Origin of the sequence: Nonomuraea sp. NPDC046570 (assembly GCF_040645915.1) — a bacterium.
Lineage (GTDB): Bacteria > Actinomycetota > Actinomycetes > Streptosporangiales > Streptosporangiaceae > Nonomuraea.
Window position 1 is genome coordinate 610,880 of sequence record NZ_JBEYZF010000001.1, and the last position, 17,240, is coordinate 628,119.

Sequence of the window (17,240 nt, forward strand, 5' to 3'; positions counted from 1 at the left end):
AGCGAGGTGGGAGCGTGCAGGTCGCGATCCGAGTGGCCGCCCTCCCCGCGTCGGCGCTGGAGGAACTGCGATTCCACAGGAGCTGGGCGGCCGTCAGCGAGATCGTCGCGCTGGGGCAGTGGCTCAGGGAAGAGGGGACGCTGCTGTCGGACGAGCTCTACCCGATCATCGGCGGCGCCGCGGCCGCCTCGGTCAAGCCGAGGCTGGTGGCGCTGCGCCGGGCCGTGTACGGTATCCGCCGGCTGCCGCCCCGGATCTGGAACACCGAGGTCAGGCTGGCCCTCCCGGTGGGGCTGGGCGCGCGGGTGGAGGCGTGGGACTCCCGCTACCGGGACCGTGAGGCGCTGCTGGCCGGGCTGCCGGAGCTGATGGAGGCCGAGACCGTCACGGCCAACGCGAGGCTGCGCGAGTCGCTGCGCGACCCGGCCTTCCGCTTCGGTCTCGTGCAGGGCAGCTCGGTGCTGTTCGAGGAGCTGACCAAGTGGCTGCGGGACCCGGGGGAGGGCGCGCCGCAGCGGCAGACGCTGCTGCGGCTGGCCAAGTACCTGGCCCGGGTCGTCGCCAAGACCAGCCCCTACAGCACCTTCACCGTCAGCGGCCTGGTCCCCTGGCGGGAGGAGGTGGACCAGGCGCTGCGGCCCACCGGCGCCTTCGACTGGACGAGCGTCGCCGAGCTCAACGTCTGGCTGGTCAAGCGGCTCACGGACGCGCTGCTGCGCGATCCCGCGCTGGTCCGCAGGATCGGCCTGCGGGAGAACCCGAGCCTGGTCCAGCACGGTGAGCTGATCAGGTTCCTCGGGCCGGGGCCGCAGACCCCGCTCGTCACCGTCAGGGACAGCCCCGCGCTGGGCGAGTGCCTGCGGGCGGTCAGGGAACGGGAGGGCGTGACGCTGGCCGAGGTCTGCCGCCACCTCATCGAGATCGACCCCGCCCTCGCCGAGGAGCAGGTGGCCGCCTTCGTGGGCAGGCTGGTGGAGACCGGGCTGCTGCACGCGGTCTCGCCGTACCCCGACCAGGCGGGCGACCACCTGGGCGAGCTCATCGGCTGGCTGGAGGCGGCCGACGGAGCGGACGCCGACGCGCTGGTCAAGGAGCTGCGGCTGCTCCAGGAGGAGCTGCGCGGCTATCCGGAGATCAGCGAGTCGGAGGCGCGGCTGGAGCGGCACGAGCGCGTGTACGGCCGGTTCAGCGGGCTGGTCGCCGGGGCGGAGGAGGCGCCGCAGCCGGTGCCGCGCAAGAACCTCTTCCACGAGAACGCCGTGTTCGTCACCCCGGTGGCCGAATGCGGCCCCCGGGCCTGGGCGCCGATCATCGACGACCTGACCAGGCTGCGCGACGTCGTCACCGTCTTCGACCCGTGCCTGGCGGGGCGGCGGGCGCTCGGCCACGTGTTCGCCGCCACCTACGGCGACGGCGGCACCGCCTCCTGGCTGGACTTCTACCAGCTGGTCGGCCGGGTCATCGCGGCCGGCGACACCGAACGGGTCGGCGGGCTGACCGGGACGACCCTGCAGACCCTCTGCATGGGCCCGCTCAACACCGCCGCCGAGCAGTGGCGGGACCTGCCCTTCGCCGCCGAGCAGGCCCTGGCCATCGAACGCGCCACGGCCGCCGTCATCGACGCCGGAGCCGACGAGCACGGCGTCACCCGGATGACCGCCGAGGCCCTGGAGCAGGCGATGGGCCCGGCCCCGCGCGCCCCCGGCCCCGCCGGCCCCCTCGCCTGCTATCTCCAACTCCTCGGCACCGGCACCGAACCACGCGCCGTGGTGAACGCGGTGATCACGGGGTACGGCAGAGCGCACAGCAGGATCGTCCGCCTCATGCGCCAGGCGGACGCCGCCGAGGCCGTGGGCGACTGGCCGCTGATCGACCGCACGGCGGGCGGCGACCTGCTGGCCGAGTCCAGCGGCCTGTTCGCCAGCAACCTCAACCTCCGCGCCGCCGTCGCCGGCCACGAACTGGACTACCCCTTCACCACCCCCTCCACCTCGGACCGCCCCCGCATCCCGCTCCGCGACCTCGACGTCGCCCACGACCCGGCCACCGGTCTGCTGCGGCTGGTCTCCCGGGCGTCAGGACAGGCGGTCCTGCCGATCCACGGCGGCATGATGGCCGAGTTCTGGCTGCCGGGCCCGGTACGCCACCTCGTCGAAGCCTTCGGCCCCGCACCCTCCTACCTGCACGCCAGCGTCCCGATGTTCCTGCCGCCGGAGGTGGACCCGCGCGCCGGAGGCGTGCAGATGCTGCCCCGGCTGGAGGTGGGCAGCGTCACGCTGATGCGCAGGTGCTGGGCCTTCCCCGCCGCCGACATGCCGTCACGGCGCGGCGGCGAGTCCGACGGCACCTTCTGGCTGCGCCTGGCCGACTGGCTGGCCGAGCGCGGCATCCCCGAACGGTTCTACGTCCGGGTGATCGCGAACGAGCTGAGCTCGTACCGGGTCGAGCTGAAGTCCCGCAAGCCCACCTACGTCGACTGCGCGGTCTGGCACCTCGTCGCCCTGCTCGAACGGAGCATCGGCGACCCGCGCGACCTCGTGGTGTTCACCGAAGCCCTGCCCGACCTCGCCGACGCCCCCGCCTACGGCACGGCGCGGCGGGTCACCGAACTGATCGTGGAGGTGCCCGGTGACTGACTGGGTGAGCGTGCACGCCTTCCACCAGGAGGACCAGGACGCCCTGCTGGCCGAGGGCATCGCCCCGGCCGTGGCCGGGCTGCGCCGCGACGACCTGGCCCGCGGCTGGTTCTTCCTGCGCTACTGGGAGGGCGGACCGCACGTGCGCGTCCGGGTGGCCGCCGCGCCCGGCCACGCCGCCGCGGTCGAGGCGACGCTGCTCGACCGCGTCGGCCGCTACCTGCGGGCGCACCCCTCCACCGAATGGCCGGACGCCGAGCGGTACACGCACCTGGCCGCGGGCCTGGCCAAGCGGGAAGGGCTCGACGGCGCCGACACCGTGTTGCGCCCGAGGGACACGGTGGCGGTCGTGCCGTACCGGCCCGAGCACCAGGTGTACGGCACGGGCGCGTCGCTGGCCTGCGTCGAGCGGCACTTCGTGGAGTCCAGCCGCCTCGCCCTCGACCAGATCACGGCCGGCACCCCGCAGAGCAGGCGGTGCGGGCTGGCCCTGTCGCTGAACCTGCTCACCCTGGCCGCCTGGGAACCCGACCTCGACCGGGTCCCGCAGACGCTCGACCCGGCGGGCGGCCTCGACTGGCGCTCGTTCGAGAGCCCCGACCTCGAAGCCGCCTACCTGGGGCAGCGCGACCGGCTGCGCGAGCACGCCCGGGGGCTGTGGGAGCTGGCGGGGCAGGGCGGCGACGACGGGGAGCCGCTGAGCGGCTGGCTGCGCTCGGTGAAGCGGCTCAGGACGTCGCTGGACCTGCTGGCCGCCGAAGGAGAGCTGGCCGTGCAGGTGCCGCGATCGCCGTACACCTGGCGGTTCGACCACCTGCGCGGGCCGCAGCGGGTCGTCGCGGGCATCCTGCTGCGCTGCGCCCACCTGGCCTGCAACCGGCTGGGCGTGCCGCTCGCCGACGAGATGTACGTGACGTACCTGGCGGCGCGGATCCTCGCCGACCTGACCCCCGTGAGAGGAAAGTGATCATGGATTCGGCCCGATGGCACAGCGCGCACGTCCATCACCACGACGTCACCGGTTTCGACGGTCTGCTCCTCGACGCGGTCCGGCCGCTCTTCGCGGCCCTGCCCCCGGCGGCCACCGGCGCCTTCTTCGTCCGGCACTGGCGGCGCGGACCGCACATCCGGGTGAACGTCAAGGCGAGCGATGCGGCCTGGGTGGGGGAGATCCGGGCGCTGGTCGACAAGTTCGCCGGGGGCTACCTGAGCGAGCACCCGTCGGCGGGCTGCCCGTCGCCCGAGCGGGAGGCGATGATCCACGAGCGGCTGGCCGAGCTGGAGCAGGAGCGGGGGCCGCTGTCGCCGTGGTGCCCCGACAACTCCGTCCAGTACCTGCCCTACGACCGGCGGCTGCACGTCCTGGGCACCGAGGAGGCGGCCGACCTGCTGGCGGACTTCCACTCCGACACCACGCCGCTGGCCTTCGAGATCCTCGACGACGTCCGCGCCGGCCGCCGCGAGCTCCTGGACACCGGGGTCGCCCTGATGATCGCCACCGCCCAGGCCATCTGCCCGCCCATCACCAGGGGGTTCGTCTCCTACCGCTCGCACGCCGAGGGCTTCCTGGCCAACTGCGGCGACCCGCAGGGGCTGCGCGCCCGGTTCGACCAGGTCTACGCGCGCAACGCCGACGGCCTGGCCGAACTCCTCGCCGAGGTGGTCGCGGCCGTCGACGACCGCTCCCTCCCGCTCGTCACCGCCTGGGTGGACCTGCTGCGCGGCTACCGCGACCGCGTCGAACACCTGTACACGGCGGGCCTGCTGCCGCTGCCCGACTCCCTCCCGGCCGCCGTCCGCGACGAGGGCCCGCCGGCCCCCGGCTGGGACACGATGAGCGACTTCCACCAGGCCCTGTACGGCAACGCCGAAGTCCGCCGCGAACTGTCCTCGTCCTGGTTCGCCGTCTACCGCACCCTGCTCAACTACCAGTACCTGCTGCTCAGCCGGCTCGGCGTCACCCCCGTCCAGCGCTTCATGCTCTGCCACCTGGTCGCCACCACCGTGGAGGCCACCCACGACCTGCCCCTGGGCATGGTCATCGACGCCCTCCGCTCAGGCTCGGTGGTCCTGTGAGCACGGCCGTCCGGCGCTACCTGGCGGTCTCGGAGAGCCAACCCGTCGAGGCCATCATGGCGACGGACTGGACGCTGCTGCCCGCGCTCGTCAAGCGCTACCCGCGCGCCGCCGCGCAGCCGCCGCCGCCCGCCCTGGCGGACCTCCTGCGCCGCTCCTACGGGTTCACCCGCTACCAGTGGGACAACTGGCACTCCATCGCCGGGCAGGAAGGGCTGGGATCGCTGGCCATGGGCCGGGCGCTGCGCGCGGTGCCGTCCGGCGGCGGGCTCTTCCCGACCGAGCTGTACCTCGTGGGGTCCGCTCCCGGACTGCCGTGCGGCGCCTACCACTACGACCCGGCCGCCGACGCGCTCGACCTCGTCCGGGCCGGAGCGCACCCCCGCGACCTGGGGCTGGACGGGACTGACCTGTGCCTGGTGCTGGGCAGCGTGCACGCCAGGACCGCGTTCAAGTACCGCGAGTTCGCCTACCGGCTGCAGTGCCTGGACGCGGGCGTGCTCACCGGGCAGCTCCTGGCCGTGCTCGACGCGGACGGGACGGTGGCCGAGGCGGTGCTGCGGTTCGACGAGGACGCGGTGAGCCGGGTGCTCGGCCTCGACCCAGGGGCCGAGGCGGTCATGGCCATGGTCGCCGTACGGAGACACGAGGCGGATGAGGCCAAAGTGGTCTCGGAGGGCAGGGCCGCTTGGGGGGACGCGTCGGAAGACGTGGCCGTGCCCACCGAGCGGACCAGGCCGCCCGCGTTGCTCGATCAGCTCCCGCTGACCCGGGATCTCCGGGCCGCCGCCCGCGCGTCGGCCCGGGACACGGCCCCGGCCGTGCCGCCGCTGGCGCCGCCCGCGGGGGAGGCGGTCGAGCTGCCCGAGGTGGCCGTACGCCTGACGGACGGGTGCGCGGAGCGGCGGTCGCTGGACGGCAGGTTCGCGGCCGGGCCGCTGACCGCCGGGCAGCTCGCCGCGCTCACCGCCGCGGGCGCGGGCGGCTGGCACGGCGACGTGGGGCCCGGCCACCTGCTGCTGAGCTGCCTCGTGCACGACGTCGCCGGGGTGCCCCCGGGCGCCTACGTCTACGACCGGCACCGGCTGAACCGGGTGGGGGAGGCCGATCGAGGTCTGCCCCGGCCGCCCGTGCTCGGCGACCACGGCGGCGCGGTCGCGCTGTTCCCCGTCGGCGACTACGAGTCAGGCACGGCGGCGCAGGGGGACGGCTGGTACCGGATGCAGAACGTCGTCGCGGGCGTCGCCGTACAGCGGCTGCTGCTCGCGGCCGCGGCGCTCGGCCTGGGCAGCCGGGTGCTGTGCGCCTACGACACCGGCGACGTGGCGCGGCGGCTGGGCCTCGGCGGCAGCCTCCGGCCGCTCTGCCAGGTGCTCGTCGGGCCCGTCGGCAGCACCATCTCGTACACACAGGAGATCAGATGAAGTTACGCGAGAGCGTCCCGAAGAAGTCGGGGCCGGGGGTCCACCGGGAGGTCTCCGCCGCGGAGACCCTCGATCGCGTCACCCCGTACCTGCGCACCATCGGAGTGACCAGGGTCGCCGACATCACCTGGCTGGACCGGCTCGGCATCCCCGTCTACAACGCGATCATGCCCCGCTCCCCGGACGTGATCTCCGTCTACAACGGCAAGGGGGCGACCCCCGTCGACGCCAAGGTCTCGGCGGTGATGGAGGCGTTCGAGCGGTTCAGCGCCTGGCAGCCGCGCGCCGCCGAACTGATCGCCTCCTACACCGACCTGGCCGCCTCGGGCGCGACCGTCCTCGACCCGCTCACCCACAACCTGGAGATCGACCGGCGCTACCACCACGACCTGCCGATCTCCTGGACGTACGGCTACGACCTGCTCAACGACGAGCAGGTGCTGATCCCGCTCTGCCTGGCCGGATACCACCGCCGCTTCCACGAGGTGCAGTGCTACCGGATCACCACCTCGAACGGCATCGCCTCCGGCAACTCGCTCGAAGAGGCCCTCTGCCACGCGCTCTGCGAGGTGATCGAGCGCGACTCCTGGACGATGGCCGACCTGGTCTCCAACCGGCTCAAGCACGTGGTCAGGGACAAACTCGGCAAGGCCGCCCCGCCCGGGGCCGTCGAGTGGCTGGAGGAACTGCACCCCAGCCTCGACCTGGCGACCCTCCCGCAGGCCGCGCAGCGCTACGTCGCCCTGTTCGAGAAGGCCGGGGTACGGCTCGTGCTCCGCGACATCACCTCCGACCTCGGCGTCCCGAGCGTCGCCGCCATGGCCGTGGAGGACGTCGCGGAGACCTTCTCCGGCACCCACGGCGGGTACGGCGCGCACCCGGACGCCGAGGTCGCCGTGCTGCGCGCGCTCACCGAGGCCGCGCAGAGCCGCGCGGTCGACATCCAGGGCATGCGCGAGGACCTCAGCATGCACGACGACCACGTGGAGTCGTGGGACCTGCACGCCCAGCGGGGACCGGCGAACGAGCGCCCGCTGTGGCCGTACCGCGAGTCGGACGTCCCGGCGCCCTTCCAGGACCTGCCCAGCAGGCCGAGCGGCGACATCATGGCCGACCTGCGGTTCATGCTCGACCGGCTGCGCGCCCGCGGCCTGCCGAGGGCGCTCGCCGTCGACCTGTCGGTGCCGGGCATCCCGGTCACCGTCGTCAAGGTGGTCGTCCCCGGCCTGGAGTCGTGGGGGCTCGACCGCAGCCGGTTGGGCCCGCGTTCGGGCGCGCACTGGGACGGCACCCTCAAGACGCTCATCTCACAACGTGACGGAGGATGAGATGCGGATCGTCGTGTTCGCCGGGCCGAGCATCGAGCCCGAAGCCTGCGCACGATTCCCGGTGGAGCTGCGCGCCCCGGTCAGGCGGGGCGACATCGACGCCCTGGTCGCCGAGGAGACGCCGCCGGACCGGATCGGCATCGTCGACGGCCAGTTCCTCCAGGGCCTGATGCTCTCGCCCAAGGAGGTGCTGCGGGCCATGGACGACCACGGCGTCCAGGTCTACGGCTCCTCCAGCCTGGGCGCGCTGCGCGCCGCCGAACTGGCCGGCCACGGCATGAAGGGGGTCGGGCAGGTCTTCGAGCTGTACCACTCGGGCCGGGTCGACGCCGACGACGAGGTGGCCATCACCTTCGACCCGGACTCGCTGCGCGCGCTGTGCGAGCCGATGGTGAACATCCGCATCGCCATGGCCGCCGCGGCGCAGAGCGGCGCGGTCACGGCGGAGCTGGCCGACGCCGCGCTGGACATCGCCAAGACGCTCTACTTCCCCGACCGCACCTACGCCCGCGTGCTGCACGAACTGGCCGCCCAGGCCGGCGAGGCCGAGCTGCGCGACCTGCGGGCCTTCCTGGAGAACGGCGCGCCCAACGCCAAGCGCGCGGACGCGATCACACTGCTGGAGGAGATCAGCGCATGAAGCACGGTGTCTCGTTCCTCCCCGACTCGACGCCGGCGACCCAGTCGGCCACGGCGTACTTCGACGGCGCCCTCCAGGTCTGCGAGCTCGCCGACCAGGTCGGTTTCGACTACGTCAAGATGACCGAGCACTACCTGCACCCCTACGGCGCGTACTGCCCGAGCCCGCTCATGTTCCTGTCCGCCGTCGCGGCCAGGACCCGCCGCATCAGGCTGATGACCGGCGGGATCATGGCCTCCTTCCACCATCCCGTGCAGATCGCGGCGCACGCGGCGATGCTGGACGCGCTCAGCGGCGGACGCGCCGACATCGGGTTCGCCCGCGCCTGGCTGCCGCACGAGTTCGACCTGTTCGAGCTGTCCATGGACGAGAGCAGGGAACGCTTCGTCGACACCGTCGAGGCCGTGGTCCGCGTCTGGACCGAGGAGAAGGCGTCGGCCGACAGCCGCTTCTTCCAGTTCTCCGACGTGGACCTGCTGCCCCGGCTCGTCCAGCGCCCGCACCCGCCCGTCTGGGTGGCCGCCGTGCAGTCCCCGGAGAGCTTCACCTGGATCGCCGAGCACGGCTTCGGCCTGCTGGTCACCCCGGGCCTGCGCGGGTACGGCGCGCTCGCCGAGATGATCGGCCTCTACCGCGACGCCTTCCCGGGCCCCAACCCCCAGGTGGCCCTCAGCCTGCCGCTCGTCGTCCGGCCCACCACCGGCGAGGCGGTCGAGGACGCCGACCGCTACCTGTCGCACTACCTGGACGTCTGGACCGACGCGGCCACCCAGTGGGACCGCCGCAGCTCGACGGACTACGCCCGCTACACCGGCGTCGGCCACGTGCTGCGCCAGGAGTCGGCGGCCGGGATGCGCGAGCGGGTGGCGGTCGTCGCGGGCGGCCCGGACGACGTGGTCGACCAGATCCACCACCTGCGCGCCGAACTCGACCCTGACGTGCTGCTCTGGCAGATCGACACGGGCGCGCAGGGGGCGGAGAGCGGGCTGACGTCGGTCCGGCTCTTCGCCGAGAAGGTACAGCCGAAGCTCTACTGAGCGTTCTGGACGGAGCGAGATGACTTCAGTCACGAATGAACCCCGCGGGACCCTGACCACGCTGGACCCCGCCGCGCTGGTGAGCATCAGCGGGCTGCGCAAAAGCTTCGGGGCGGTCAAAGCGGTCGACGGCATCGACCTGTCGATCGTGTCCGGCGAGGTCGTCGCCCTGCTCGGCCCCAACGGCGCGGGCAAGACGACGCTGCTGGACCTGATCCTCGGCCTGCAGAGCCCCGACTCGGGCCAGGTGCTGCTGCACGGCGGGACCCCGTGGAAGGCGATCCAGGCCGGGCAGGTCGGCGCGGTGCTCCAGGAGGGCAAGTTGCTCACCGGCGTCACCGTGCAGGAGCTGCTGGCCGGCATGTCGGCCATCCAGCGCGAGCCGATGCCGCTGGCCGAGGTCATCGAGCGTGCCGAGCTGGGCGACCTGCTCGACCGGCGGACCGACCGGCTGTCCGGCGGCGAGACCCAGCGCGTCCGCTTCGCGCTCGCCCTGGTCGGCAACCCGGACCTGCTGGTGCTGGACGAGCCCACGGCGGCGATGGACGTCTCCGCCCGCAAGGCGTTCTGGACGGCCATGCGCGAGCTGGCCGCCGACGGCCGCACCATCCTGTTCAGCACCCACTACCTCGAAGAGGCCGACGTGGTCGCCGACCGCATCGTGCTCGTCGCCGCGGGCCGGGTGGTGGCCGACGGCCCGACCACCGAGATCCGCGCGGTCGCCGCGTCGCGGCTGATCAGGTTCACCCTGCCCGGCGCCGAGGAGCAGTCGCTCAGGTCGCTGCCCGGCGTGATGGACGTGACCGTGCACGGAGCCGCCGTGACCATCAAGACGGTCGACTCCGACACCACGCTGTACGCGCTGATGACCGCGTGGACCGAACTCAAGGACATCGAAGTGGTCGCCGCGCCGCTGGCCGACGCGATCCTCGCCCTCACGGAGGCCGCCGCATGATCCCGTACCTGCGTCTAGAAGTGGTCCGCACGCTGCGCAGCGGCGCCTACATCGGCTACACCATCGGCTTCCCCACGGTCTTCTACCTGCTGTTCACCACACTCTTCAAGACCGGCCCCACGGACGGCGGACCGGGCTACGCCGCCTATTTCATGATCTCCATGGCGCTGTACGGCACGATCGGCGTGGGCCTGACCTCCTCCGGTGCCCGGATCGCCCACGAACGCACCACCCAGTGGACCCGCCAGCTCGCGCTGACCCCGCTGCGGCCCAGCGCGTACGTGAGCGTCAAGGTCATCTCCGCCGCCCTGCTCGCGGTGCCGGTGATCGGCCTGATCATGCTCGTCGGGCGCTTCGTCAACGGTGTCGAGCTGCCCTGGTACACCTGGGTGGCGCTGTTCCCCGCGCTGGTCGTCGGCGGGCTGCCGTTCGCCGCGCTGGGCATCGCCATCGGCTACACCTTCCGCGACGAGGTGGCGCAGATGGTGTCCCTCACCGTCTACTTCATGCTGTCCATGGCGGGCGGGCTGTGGATGCCGGCCTCGGTCTTCCCCGGCTGGCTGGAGACCGTCGCCACATCGCTGCCCACCTACCGCGCGGGCGAGCTGTCCTGGCGGCTGTTGGACGGCCTGTCCCCGCTGAGCTGGGGCTCGCTCACGCTGCTCGGCTGGTCGGCCGCGTTCGTCGGGCTGGCCGCCTGGCGGTACCGGGTGGCCCGGTGAACGGACGGCGGGCATGAAGCGCCTGTCCCTGGTGGCGCCCGAGCAGTTCAGGGCCGCGTTGGGGACCTACACCACCGGCGTGGCGGCGGTGACCGCGTTCGACGAGGAGACCCGCAGGCCGTACGGCATCGCGGTCAACTCCTTCACGTCGGTGTCGTTGTGCCCGCCGCTGGTCGCCTTCTGTGTGGCGCACACCAGCACCACCTGGCCGCACATCCGGCACCTCGGCGCGATCTGCGTCAACATCTTGGCCGAGGGGCAGGAGGTGGTCTGCCGTGAGCTGGCCTTCCCCGGGGAGGACAAGTTCCGCAACCTGTCGTGGTCGCTGTCGCCGGGCGGCGGCCCGCTGCTGCACGGGACGCTGGCCTGGCTCGACTGCGTGATCCAGCGCGAGTACCTGGCGGGCGACCACACGATCGTGGTCGCCGAGGTGCACGACCTGGAACACCGCGAGGAGGCGCTGCCCCTGGTCTTCTTCCGCGGCGCGTTCGGCCTCCCAGCCTGAGGCCCGGCCGGGGGCTGGACGGCACGGAGAAGTACCGCGCCCTCCTGGGCATCGCTAGGCGGCGAGTTCGCCGCTAAGTGGTGAGTTCGGCGAGTAGGCGGGGGACGGCGACGCCGATCGGGTCGCGGATCACCTCGGCGGCCAGGTCGTCGTAAGGGGTGGGGTCGGCGTTGACGATGACGAGGCGGGCGCCCGCCCCGGCGGCCATGGCGGCGAGCGAGGCGGCCGGCTGCACCTGCAGTGAGGTGCCGACGGCGACGAACACCTCGCTCTGCCTGGCGGCCCGGACCGCCTCGGTCACGATGTCGTGGTCGAGGGCCTCGCCGAACATGACCGTCGTGGTCTTGAGGATGCCGCCGCACTCCAGGCACGCCGGGTCGGCCTCGCCCGCGTCGATCCGGTCGAGCGCCTCACGCAGCGTGGAACGGGCGGCGCAGCCGACGCAGACCACCCCGAACATGTTGCCGTGCAGCTCCAGCACCTCGCCCGAGCCCGCCTTCTGGTGCAGCCCGTCGACATTCTGGGTGATCAGCCGGTCGACCTCGCCCGTCTGCTGGGACGCGGCGAGCGCGAGGTGGGCGGGGTTGGGCTCGGCGCTCCAGGCGGGACTGGCACGGCGGAACTCCCACGAGCGGCGGCGGATGTCCGGGTCGGCCAGGTAATAGTCGATGGTGACGAGCTTCTGGTAGTCCGGATCGGCCCGCCACAGCCCAGCGGCGCCCCGATAGTCGGGAATGCCCGACTCGGTGGAGATACCCGCCCCGGTCAACACGGTGATCATGCCCGGCTCCGCTCGCTCGCCAGCCCAGAGCAGCACGATATCCCCGCCAGTCCGCACGCCGCCCACCCGAGGGGCGTGCCGGTGCCATGCGCAAAGCTGCCTCCTTTACGGTCCGCATGGACAAGACCGTGCCACATTTCGCGACGAATCGATGCAAAAGGTTGGCCGTGAGTTCGATTCACGGTCATGGACGCCAGGGAGTGACCTCCGTTAGCGTGTGGCGTCGAGGCGCGTCCAGCGGCCGGAAGACGAGTTTGGGGAAGTGCATGCACGACAGCGCCACGGTCGCAGCGGCCGACATCGCGAGGCTGGCCGGGGTCGGGCGCGCGGCCGTCAGCAACTGGCGTCGCCGCTTCGACGACTTCCCCGCTCCCGTCGGCGGCACCTCCAGCAGCCCGCTGTTCTCCCTGGCGGACGTGGAGGGCTGGCTGCGACGGCAGGGCAAGCTCTCCGAGGTGCCGCTCGACGAGCGCGTCTGGCAGCAGCTCCGCGCGGGCGTCGAGGACCTGCGCCTGGCCGAGGTCCTCGCCGAGGTGGGCGACTTCCTCCTCCGCACCCGCGCCGCCGGCGAGGGCGCTTCGATCGCCGGTGAGCAGCGCGTCGCCGCGCCGGTGCTGCGGGCCGTCGCCGAGCTGGCCGAGGAGCGGGGGGCGGCGGAGACGTTCGACTTCCTGTTCGCCCGTTACCTGGAGGCGCACTCGCGGCGGGTCGCCACGCTGCCCGCCGAGGCGGCCGACCTGATGACCCGGCTGGCCGCCCCCGACGGCGGCACGGTCTTCGACCCGGCCTGCGGGCTCGGCACCCTGCTGCTGTCGGCCGTACCGGCGGGCGCCGCCCGTCTGCGCGGGCAGGAGCGCGACGAGGCGGCGGCCAGGATCGCCGCCGCGCGCCTGCTGCTGCACGGCCACGACGCCACCGTCCGCGCGGGCGACTCGCTGCGCGCCGACCGGTTCGCCTCGGCCCAGGCCGACACCGTCGTGTGCAGCCCGCCGTACGGCGAACGCAACTGGGGATACGAGGAGCTGGCCAGCGACCCCCGCTGGCAGTACGGCCTGCCCCCGCGAGGCGAACCCGAGCTCGCCTGGGTCCAGCACTGCCTGGCGCACGTCAAGCCCGGCGGCCACGCGATCGTCCTCATGCCGTCGGCCGCCGCCGACCGCCGCTCGGGCCGCCGCGTCCGCGTCCAACTGCTGCGCACCGGCGCGCTCAGGGCCGTGGTCGCGCTCCCGGCGGGCACCGCGCCGCACGCCCTCGGCTCCCCCCACCTGTGGATCCTGCGCAGGCCGGAGGCGGGCGACCCGACCCCCACGCACGTGCTCATGGCGGACGTGTCGGAACGTTCCTGGCCCGACCTCACCGCCACGGTCGCCGACCGGTGGCGGGCCTTCCGCGCCTCACCCGCCGTAGAGGGCGCGGTGCCGCTCATCGACCTGCTCGACGAGGAGGTCGACCTCACTCCCGCCCGCCACACCGGCACCTGGCCGGAGGGCGGCGCCGGTGTGGCGTTCGTCACCTCGTTCGACGCCGTGGAGGACTCCATGGCCCGGCTGCAGCAGGCGCTGGAAGGTCTGCGTGGATTCACCGCCGATCACCTCGACCGGCCGCGCACCACGATCGCCGAGCAGGTCAGGGCGGGGGCCATCGCGCTGCACCAGGCGCCCAGGCGGCAGGGCGCCCCGGGCCCGCACCCCGTGCTGACCGTCGACGACGTGATCGCGGGCCGCCCGCCCAGCGGACGCGCGTCCGTCACGCCCGACTCCGTCAACCTGCGGCCCGGCGACGTGGTCGTCCCCGCCGGGGGGCGGGTGTTCGTGGCGCGGGTGGTCACCAGGGCCGGGGCCGTACTCGGCGGCGGGCTGCACCTGTTCCGGGTGGATCCGGACCGGGTGGACGCCGCGTGCCTGGCGGGGTTCCTGCGCATCGCCGGTATCCAGGCGGGCGGGCGCAGCCACTCGGGCACCTCGCGCTCCGACATCCGGCGGGTGGAGATCCCCCGGCTGCCGGTCGAGGAGCAGCGCTCGCTCGGCCGGGCCTTCCAGCGGCTGGAAGGTCTGGAGGAGGTGGTCGGCAGGCTCGCCGACCAGGGGGCGGAACTGGTCACCACGGGATATCTCGGGCTCGGCGACGGGACACTGCGACCGGCTGGACTCTGACACGGTGTCATGCCGGCAGAGCCCTGGTGGCGCAGTTCCCCCCGACCTGGCCGGGAGCACCGTGCTGACCGTTGAGCACGCGCTGACGACGACGGCCTCTTCTACGGCTACCACTGGTACGTCGGCGCGGACTGGTTCGGCGGGTTCGGCAACGGCGGCCAGCGGCTGTACGTGCGGCCCGGCCTCGGCCTGGTCGTGGCGATCAGCTCAGGCCACTACGACCGGCCGGGACCGGAGACCGACATCCTCGCCGAGGTGATCCTCCCCGCGATCACCTGAGATCACTGGGCCACCGCGCAGCGGCCACGCTCGGCCTTCGCCGGGCCCTCGGTGTTGGGCCTGATGTCGAAGTCGAAGATGGCCGTCGGCAGGTAGAGCGAGCAGCACGCGTTCGGGATGTCCACCACGCCGCTGACCCGGCCCTCGATCGGCGCGGCGCCGAGGATCAGGTACGCCTGCTCCCCGCTGTAGCCGAACTGCTTGAGGTACTCGACCGCGTTCAGGCACGCGTTCCGGTAGGCGACGGTCGCGTCGTTGTAGTAGTTGACGTTGGCCTTGTGGTCGACCGAGAGGCCGATGAACGACAGGTACTCGGTGTAGCGCGGCTCGACGTTGCCGGGCATGAAGATCGGGTTGGTGGTGACGCCGTACTTCTGCATGCCGCCCTTGATCAGGTCGACGTGCATGTCGATGAAACCGCCCATCTCGATCGCGCCGCAGAAGGTGATCTCGCCGTCGCCCTGGCTGAAGTGCAGGTCGCCGCCGGACAGGTTGGCGCCGGGCACGTGCACGGGGTAGAAGACACGCGAACCACGAGAGAAGTTCTTGATGTCGTGGTTGCCGCCGTTCTCCCGGGCGGGCACCGTACGCGCGCCCTCCTGGCCGACCCGTTCCAGGTCGGAGCCGGTCAGGCTGCCGGCGAGCACGCCCTGGCCCAGCGGTGGCAGGGCGAGCGGAGGCACCCGGTCGGGGTCGGTGGCGATGAGCGTCCGCTCACGATCGTTCCACTTGGAGAGCAGGTCGTGCGAGGGCGCGGTGCCGAACAGGCCGGGGTGGGTGATGCCGGTGAACCGTACGCCGGGAAGGTGGCGGGAGGTGGCGACCTGGCCGTGGAAGTCCCAGATCGCCTTGTAGGCGTCCGGGTAGTGGTCGGTCAGGAAGCCGCCGCCGTTCTCCTTGGCGAAGATGCCGGTGTAGCCCCAGCCCTGGCCGGGTGCATCGCCGCCCTCCTGCTGGGGTACGGGGCCGAGGTCGAGGATGTCGACGACGAGCAGGTCGCCGGGCTCGGCGCCCTCGACGGCGATCGGGCCGCTGAGCATGTGCGCCACCGTCAGGTCGACGTCGCGGACGTCCTTGGCGGTGTCGCTGTTGAGAATCTGGCCGTCGGTCCACTCGCGGCATTCGATGCGGATGGACGAGTCCGGCCGTACGGTCGTCACCGCGGGAATATCGGGATGCCAGCGGTTATGGCCGGGTACGGTCTGGTCGCGCATGGACAAGGACTGGTCGACGGTGAAGACGACTTCAGGCATGGGATGGCTCCCGTTCTCTGAGAATGCTGGACCTGGCGAACAGCCACAGGGCGACGAAGGCGACGACGCAGACCACGGCCAGCGCGACCGCGAACGCCACCGAGGGCGTGTAAAGGCCGGTGAGCAGAAGGAACGCGGGAATGACCGCGGTAAGCCAGGCCTCGATGAGCGTCACCCAGCCGGTGTAGCGGGTGAGTTCGGCGCGTTTGAGGCCGAGCACAAGGAAGAAGAGCAGCCACAGGAACGACCACAGCGCCCAGATGACCGCGAAGGGGTAGTCCTGCAGAGTGAAGGCGCTGTACGCCGCGTAGACGAGCGCGGCGATCGCCACGAAGAGGGAGAACCAGCCCACGCCGGTGGTGTCCAGCCCGGCGAGCAGGCCGATGCCCACATAGAGATAGGTGAAGCCGAACAGGTAGAGCCCGGACGCGCCCATGATGGTGCGCAGGTCACCGTCGGCGGTCATGATGAGGAAGGTCGGCGTCACCACCTGCAGGGTGCCCACGAACAGGTTGATCGGGGCGGCCGCTTTGCCCTCCACCTTGCCGAGCAACAGCAGCGCGTTCATGAACAGCACGGCGCCGACGTACAGGAGGCCAACACTGCCCATCGCCGTCACCTCCAGACGGTGTGTCAGGGACGCGTGACGACCTTGGGCTCGTAGGCGCTGGCGGCCTGGGCGTCGAGCGCTCTGCCGAGTGCGGGCGACACCTGCCGTACGGCGGGCGGCGAGAACCTGCGCGGTGCGGAGGCGCCGCACTGCCCGCAGGAGGCCTCCGCAGGGGCCTGGCCGATCGGATGTCTTACCTCGAAGGGCCCGCACTCCCGGCAGTGATACTCGTAGGTCGCCATAGCGCCCACCTGCCCAAATAGTCGAACTACTTCCTTTAAAAAGTATTACTGTGGGAAATGTCGGTCAAGGGGGTGGGGCTGTTGGAGTACCCGGAAGTCCGTCCCCGTCGCCTCGATCGCCCGGCGCGGGGCCCCTATCGGTAGTACTCACTTTTTCTGTGAAGTATTTGGTGGTGAACTGTTAAAGTGGGATGAAGATGGAAACATCACGGCTCCTCACACTTGTGGAACGACAGTTCACCCGGCGGATCGCGACCGCTCTGGAGCCGGTCGGCGGCACGGTCGACCAGTGGCGGGTGCTGAGCCTGCTCTCCGACGGGGCCGGCCACGCGATGTCACAGGTGGCCGAGCACGCCCTCCTCGCGGCGCCCACGATTACCAAGATCGTTGATGGCCTCGTCTCGCAGAACCTGGTCTACCGGCGCGTCGACGAGACCGACCGCCGCCGGGTGCTGATCTTCATCTCGGCCCGCGGCCGTACGGCCCTGCGCCGCTGGGACGCCGCGGTCGCCCGGGAGCGTGCCGCGATGGAAGCCGAGACCGGCGACGACCTGGCCCTGCTCGCCGAACTCCTCACCCGCCTGGCCGCCCGCCTCTAG

General features: G+C 72.2%; 16 protein-coding genes. 12 read left to right on the forward strand and 4 right to left on the reverse strand.

Annotated features, from left to right (window positions below; all coding sequences use genetic code 11):
- The first annotated feature begins 14 nt into the window (after positions 1-14).
- The 10 genes from ABZ911_RS02885 to ABZ911_RS02930 are packed head-to-tail and all read left to right on the forward strand — an operon-like array spanning position 15 to position 11,323.
- Positions 15-2,636 carry a lantibiotic dehydratase gene (locus ABZ911_RS02885; RefSeq protein ID WP_358051038.1) on the forward strand — a complete coding sequence of 874 codons (2,622 nt, stop codon included), beginning with the start codon at positions 15-17 and terminating at the stop codon, positions 2,634-2,636.
- Positions 2,629-3,603 (forward strand): lantibiotic dehydratase C-terminal domain-containing protein, encoded by a 975-nt coding sequence (locus ABZ911_RS02890; protein ID WP_358051041.1) that lies wholly within the window; start codon positions 2,629-2,631, stop codon positions 3,601-3,603. The genes ABZ911_RS02885 and ABZ911_RS02890 overlap by 8 nt, the downstream gene beginning before the upstream one ends.
- 2 nt (positions 3,604-3,605) lie before the next feature.
- Positions 3,606-4,712 carry a thiopeptide maturation pyridine synthase gene (locus tag ABZ911_RS02895; protein WP_358051044.1) on the forward strand — a complete coding sequence of 369 codons (1,107 nt, stop codon included), beginning with the start codon at positions 3,606-3,608 and terminating at the stop codon, positions 4,710-4,712.
- Positions 4,709-6,136: a SagB family peptide dehydrogenase gene (locus ABZ911_RS02900; protein WP_358051047.1), complete on the forward strand. Its 1,428-nt coding sequence runs from the start codon at positions 4,709-4,711 to the stop codon at positions 6,134-6,136. The genes ABZ911_RS02895 and ABZ911_RS02900 overlap by 4 nt, the downstream gene beginning before the upstream one ends.
- Positions 6,133-7,464 carry a YcaO-like family protein gene (locus ABZ911_RS02905; RefSeq protein ID WP_358051050.1) on the forward strand — a complete coding sequence of 444 codons (1,332 nt, stop codon included), beginning with the start codon at positions 6,133-6,135 and terminating at the stop codon, positions 7,462-7,464. Before ABZ911_RS02900 ends, ABZ911_RS02905 begins: the two co-directional genes overlap by 4 nt.
- A gap of 1 nt (position 7,465) precedes the next feature.
- Positions 7,466-8,104 carry a TfuA-like protein gene (locus ABZ911_RS02910; RefSeq protein ID WP_358051053.1) on the forward strand — a complete coding sequence of 213 codons (639 nt, stop codon included), beginning with the start codon at positions 7,466-7,468 and terminating at the stop codon, positions 8,102-8,104.
- Positions 8,101-9,141 (forward strand): LLM class flavin-dependent oxidoreductase, encoded by a 1,041-nt coding sequence (locus ABZ911_RS02915; protein WP_358051056.1) that lies wholly within the window; start codon positions 8,101-8,103, stop codon positions 9,139-9,141. The genes ABZ911_RS02910 and ABZ911_RS02915 overlap by 4 nt, the downstream gene beginning before the upstream one ends.
- Positions 9,142-9,160: 19 nt before the next feature.
- On the forward strand, positions 9,161-10,096 hold the full coding sequence (locus ABZ911_RS02920) for an ABC transporter ATP-binding protein (RefSeq protein WP_358051059.1): 936 nt from the start codon (positions 9,161-9,163) through the stop codon (positions 10,094-10,096).
- Complete coding sequence (locus tag ABZ911_RS02925) at positions 10,093-10,818, forward strand: ABC transporter permease (protein WP_358051061.1); 726 nt, start codon at positions 10,093-10,095, stop codon at positions 10,816-10,818. Before ABZ911_RS02920 ends, ABZ911_RS02925 begins: the two co-directional genes overlap by 4 nt.
- A 13-nt stretch (positions 10,819-10,831) precedes the next feature.
- Positions 10,832-11,323 carry a flavin reductase family protein gene (locus tag ABZ911_RS02930; RefSeq protein ID WP_358051065.1) on the forward strand — a complete coding sequence of 164 codons (492 nt, stop codon included), beginning with the start codon at positions 10,832-10,834 and terminating at the stop codon, positions 11,321-11,323.
- Positions 11,324-11,396: 73 nt separating this feature from the next.
- On the opposite strand, the gene ABZ911_RS02935 is transcribed toward ABZ911_RS02930, so the two are convergent.
- Positions 11,397-12,104, reverse strand: a complete 708-nt coding sequence (locus tag ABZ911_RS02935) for a Sir2 family NAD-dependent protein deacetylase (RefSeq protein WP_358051067.1) — start codon at positions 12,102-12,104, stop codon at positions 11,397-11,399.
- Between the two features lie 266 nt (positions 12,105-12,370).
- Here ABZ911_RS02935 and ABZ911_RS02940 point away from each other — a divergent pair, with 266 nt between their 5' ends.
- Positions 12,371-14,257, forward strand: coding sequence for an N-6 DNA methylase (locus tag ABZ911_RS02940; RefSeq protein WP_358051072.1), 1,887 nt, complete (start codon positions 12,371-12,373; stop codon positions 14,255-14,257).
- A gap of 281 nt (positions 14,258-14,538) precedes the next feature.
- Here ABZ911_RS02940 and fmdA read toward each other — a convergent pair whose 3' ends face one another.
- Genes fmdA through ABZ911_RS02955 form a run of 3 tightly spaced genes read right to left on the reverse strand, consistent with a single transcriptional unit; the run spans position 14,539 to position 16,641 of the window.
- The gene (gene fmdA / locus ABZ911_RS02945) at positions 14,539-15,789 is read right to left on the reverse strand and encodes a formamidase (RefSeq protein WP_358051075.1); all 1,251 of its coding nucleotides are present in this window, start codon (positions 15,787-15,789) and stop codon (positions 14,539-14,541) included.
- Positions 15,782-16,399 carry an AmiS/UreI family transporter gene (locus ABZ911_RS02950; protein WP_358051078.1) on the reverse strand — a complete coding sequence of 206 codons (618 nt, stop codon included), beginning with the start codon at positions 16,397-16,399 and terminating at the stop codon, positions 15,782-15,784. Before ABZ911_RS02950 ends, fmdA begins: the two co-directional genes overlap by 8 nt.
- Before the next feature lie 23 nt (positions 16,400-16,422).
- Positions 16,423-16,641, reverse strand: a complete 219-nt coding sequence (locus tag ABZ911_RS02955; RefSeq protein ID WP_358051081.1) for a zinc ribbon domain-containing protein — start codon at positions 16,639-16,641, stop codon at positions 16,423-16,425.
- A gap of 224 nt (positions 16,642-16,865) precedes the next feature.
- Here ABZ911_RS02955 and ABZ911_RS02960 point away from each other — a divergent pair, with 224 nt between their 5' ends.
- Positions 16,866-17,240, forward strand: a complete 375-nt coding sequence (locus ABZ911_RS02960) for a MarR family transcriptional regulator (protein ID WP_358051084.1) — start codon at positions 16,866-16,868, stop codon at positions 17,238-17,240.

Bases quoted from the DNA above. Each gene is read 5' to 3' on its own strand.
- ABZ911_RS02895 (WP_358051044.1), top strand. From the start codon at position 3,606: ATGGATTCGGCCCGATGGCACAGCGCGCACGTCCATCACCACGACGTC.
- ABZ911_RS02905 (WP_358051050.1), top strand. From the start codon at position 6,133: ATGAAGTTACGCGAGAGCGTCCCGAAGAAGTCGGGGCCGGGGGTCCAC.
- ABZ911_RS02910 (WP_358051053.1), top strand. From the start codon at position 7,466: ATGCGGATCGTCGTGTTCGCCGGGCCGAGCATCGAGCCCGAAGCCTGC.
- ABZ911_RS02915 (WP_358051056.1), top strand. From the start codon at position 8,101: ATGAAGCACGGTGTCTCGTTCCTCCCCGACTCGACGCCGGCGACCCAG.
- ABZ911_RS02920 (WP_358051059.1), top strand. From the start codon at position 9,161: ATGACTTCAGTCACGAATGAACCCCGCGGGACCCTGACCACGCTGGAC.
- ABZ911_RS02925 (WP_358051061.1), top strand. From the start codon at position 10,093: ATGATCCCGTACCTGCGTCTAGAAGTGGTCCGCACGCTGCGCAGCGGC.
- ABZ911_RS02930 (WP_358051065.1), top strand. From the start codon at position 10,832: ATGAAGCGCCTGTCCCTGGTGGCGCCCGAGCAGTTCAGGGCCGCGTTG.
- ABZ911_RS02935 (WP_358051067.1), bottom strand. From the start codon at position 12,104: ATGATCACCGTGTTGACCGGGGCGGGTATCTCCACCGAGTCGGGCATT.
- ABZ911_RS02940 (WP_358051072.1), top strand. From the start codon at position 12,371: ATGCACGACAGCGCCACGGTCGCAGCGGCCGACATCGCGAGGCTGGCC.
- fmdA (WP_358051075.1), bottom strand. From the start codon at position 15,789: ATGCCTGAAGTCGTCTTCACCGTCGACCAGTCCTTGTCCATGCGCGAC.
- ABZ911_RS02950 (WP_358051078.1), bottom strand. From the start codon at position 16,399: ATGGGCAGTGTTGGCCTCCTGTACGTCGGCGCCGTGCTGTTCATGAAC.
- ABZ911_RS02955 (WP_358051081.1), bottom strand. From the start codon at position 16,641: ATGGCGACCTACGAGTATCACTGCCGGGAGTGCGGGCCCTTCGAGGTA.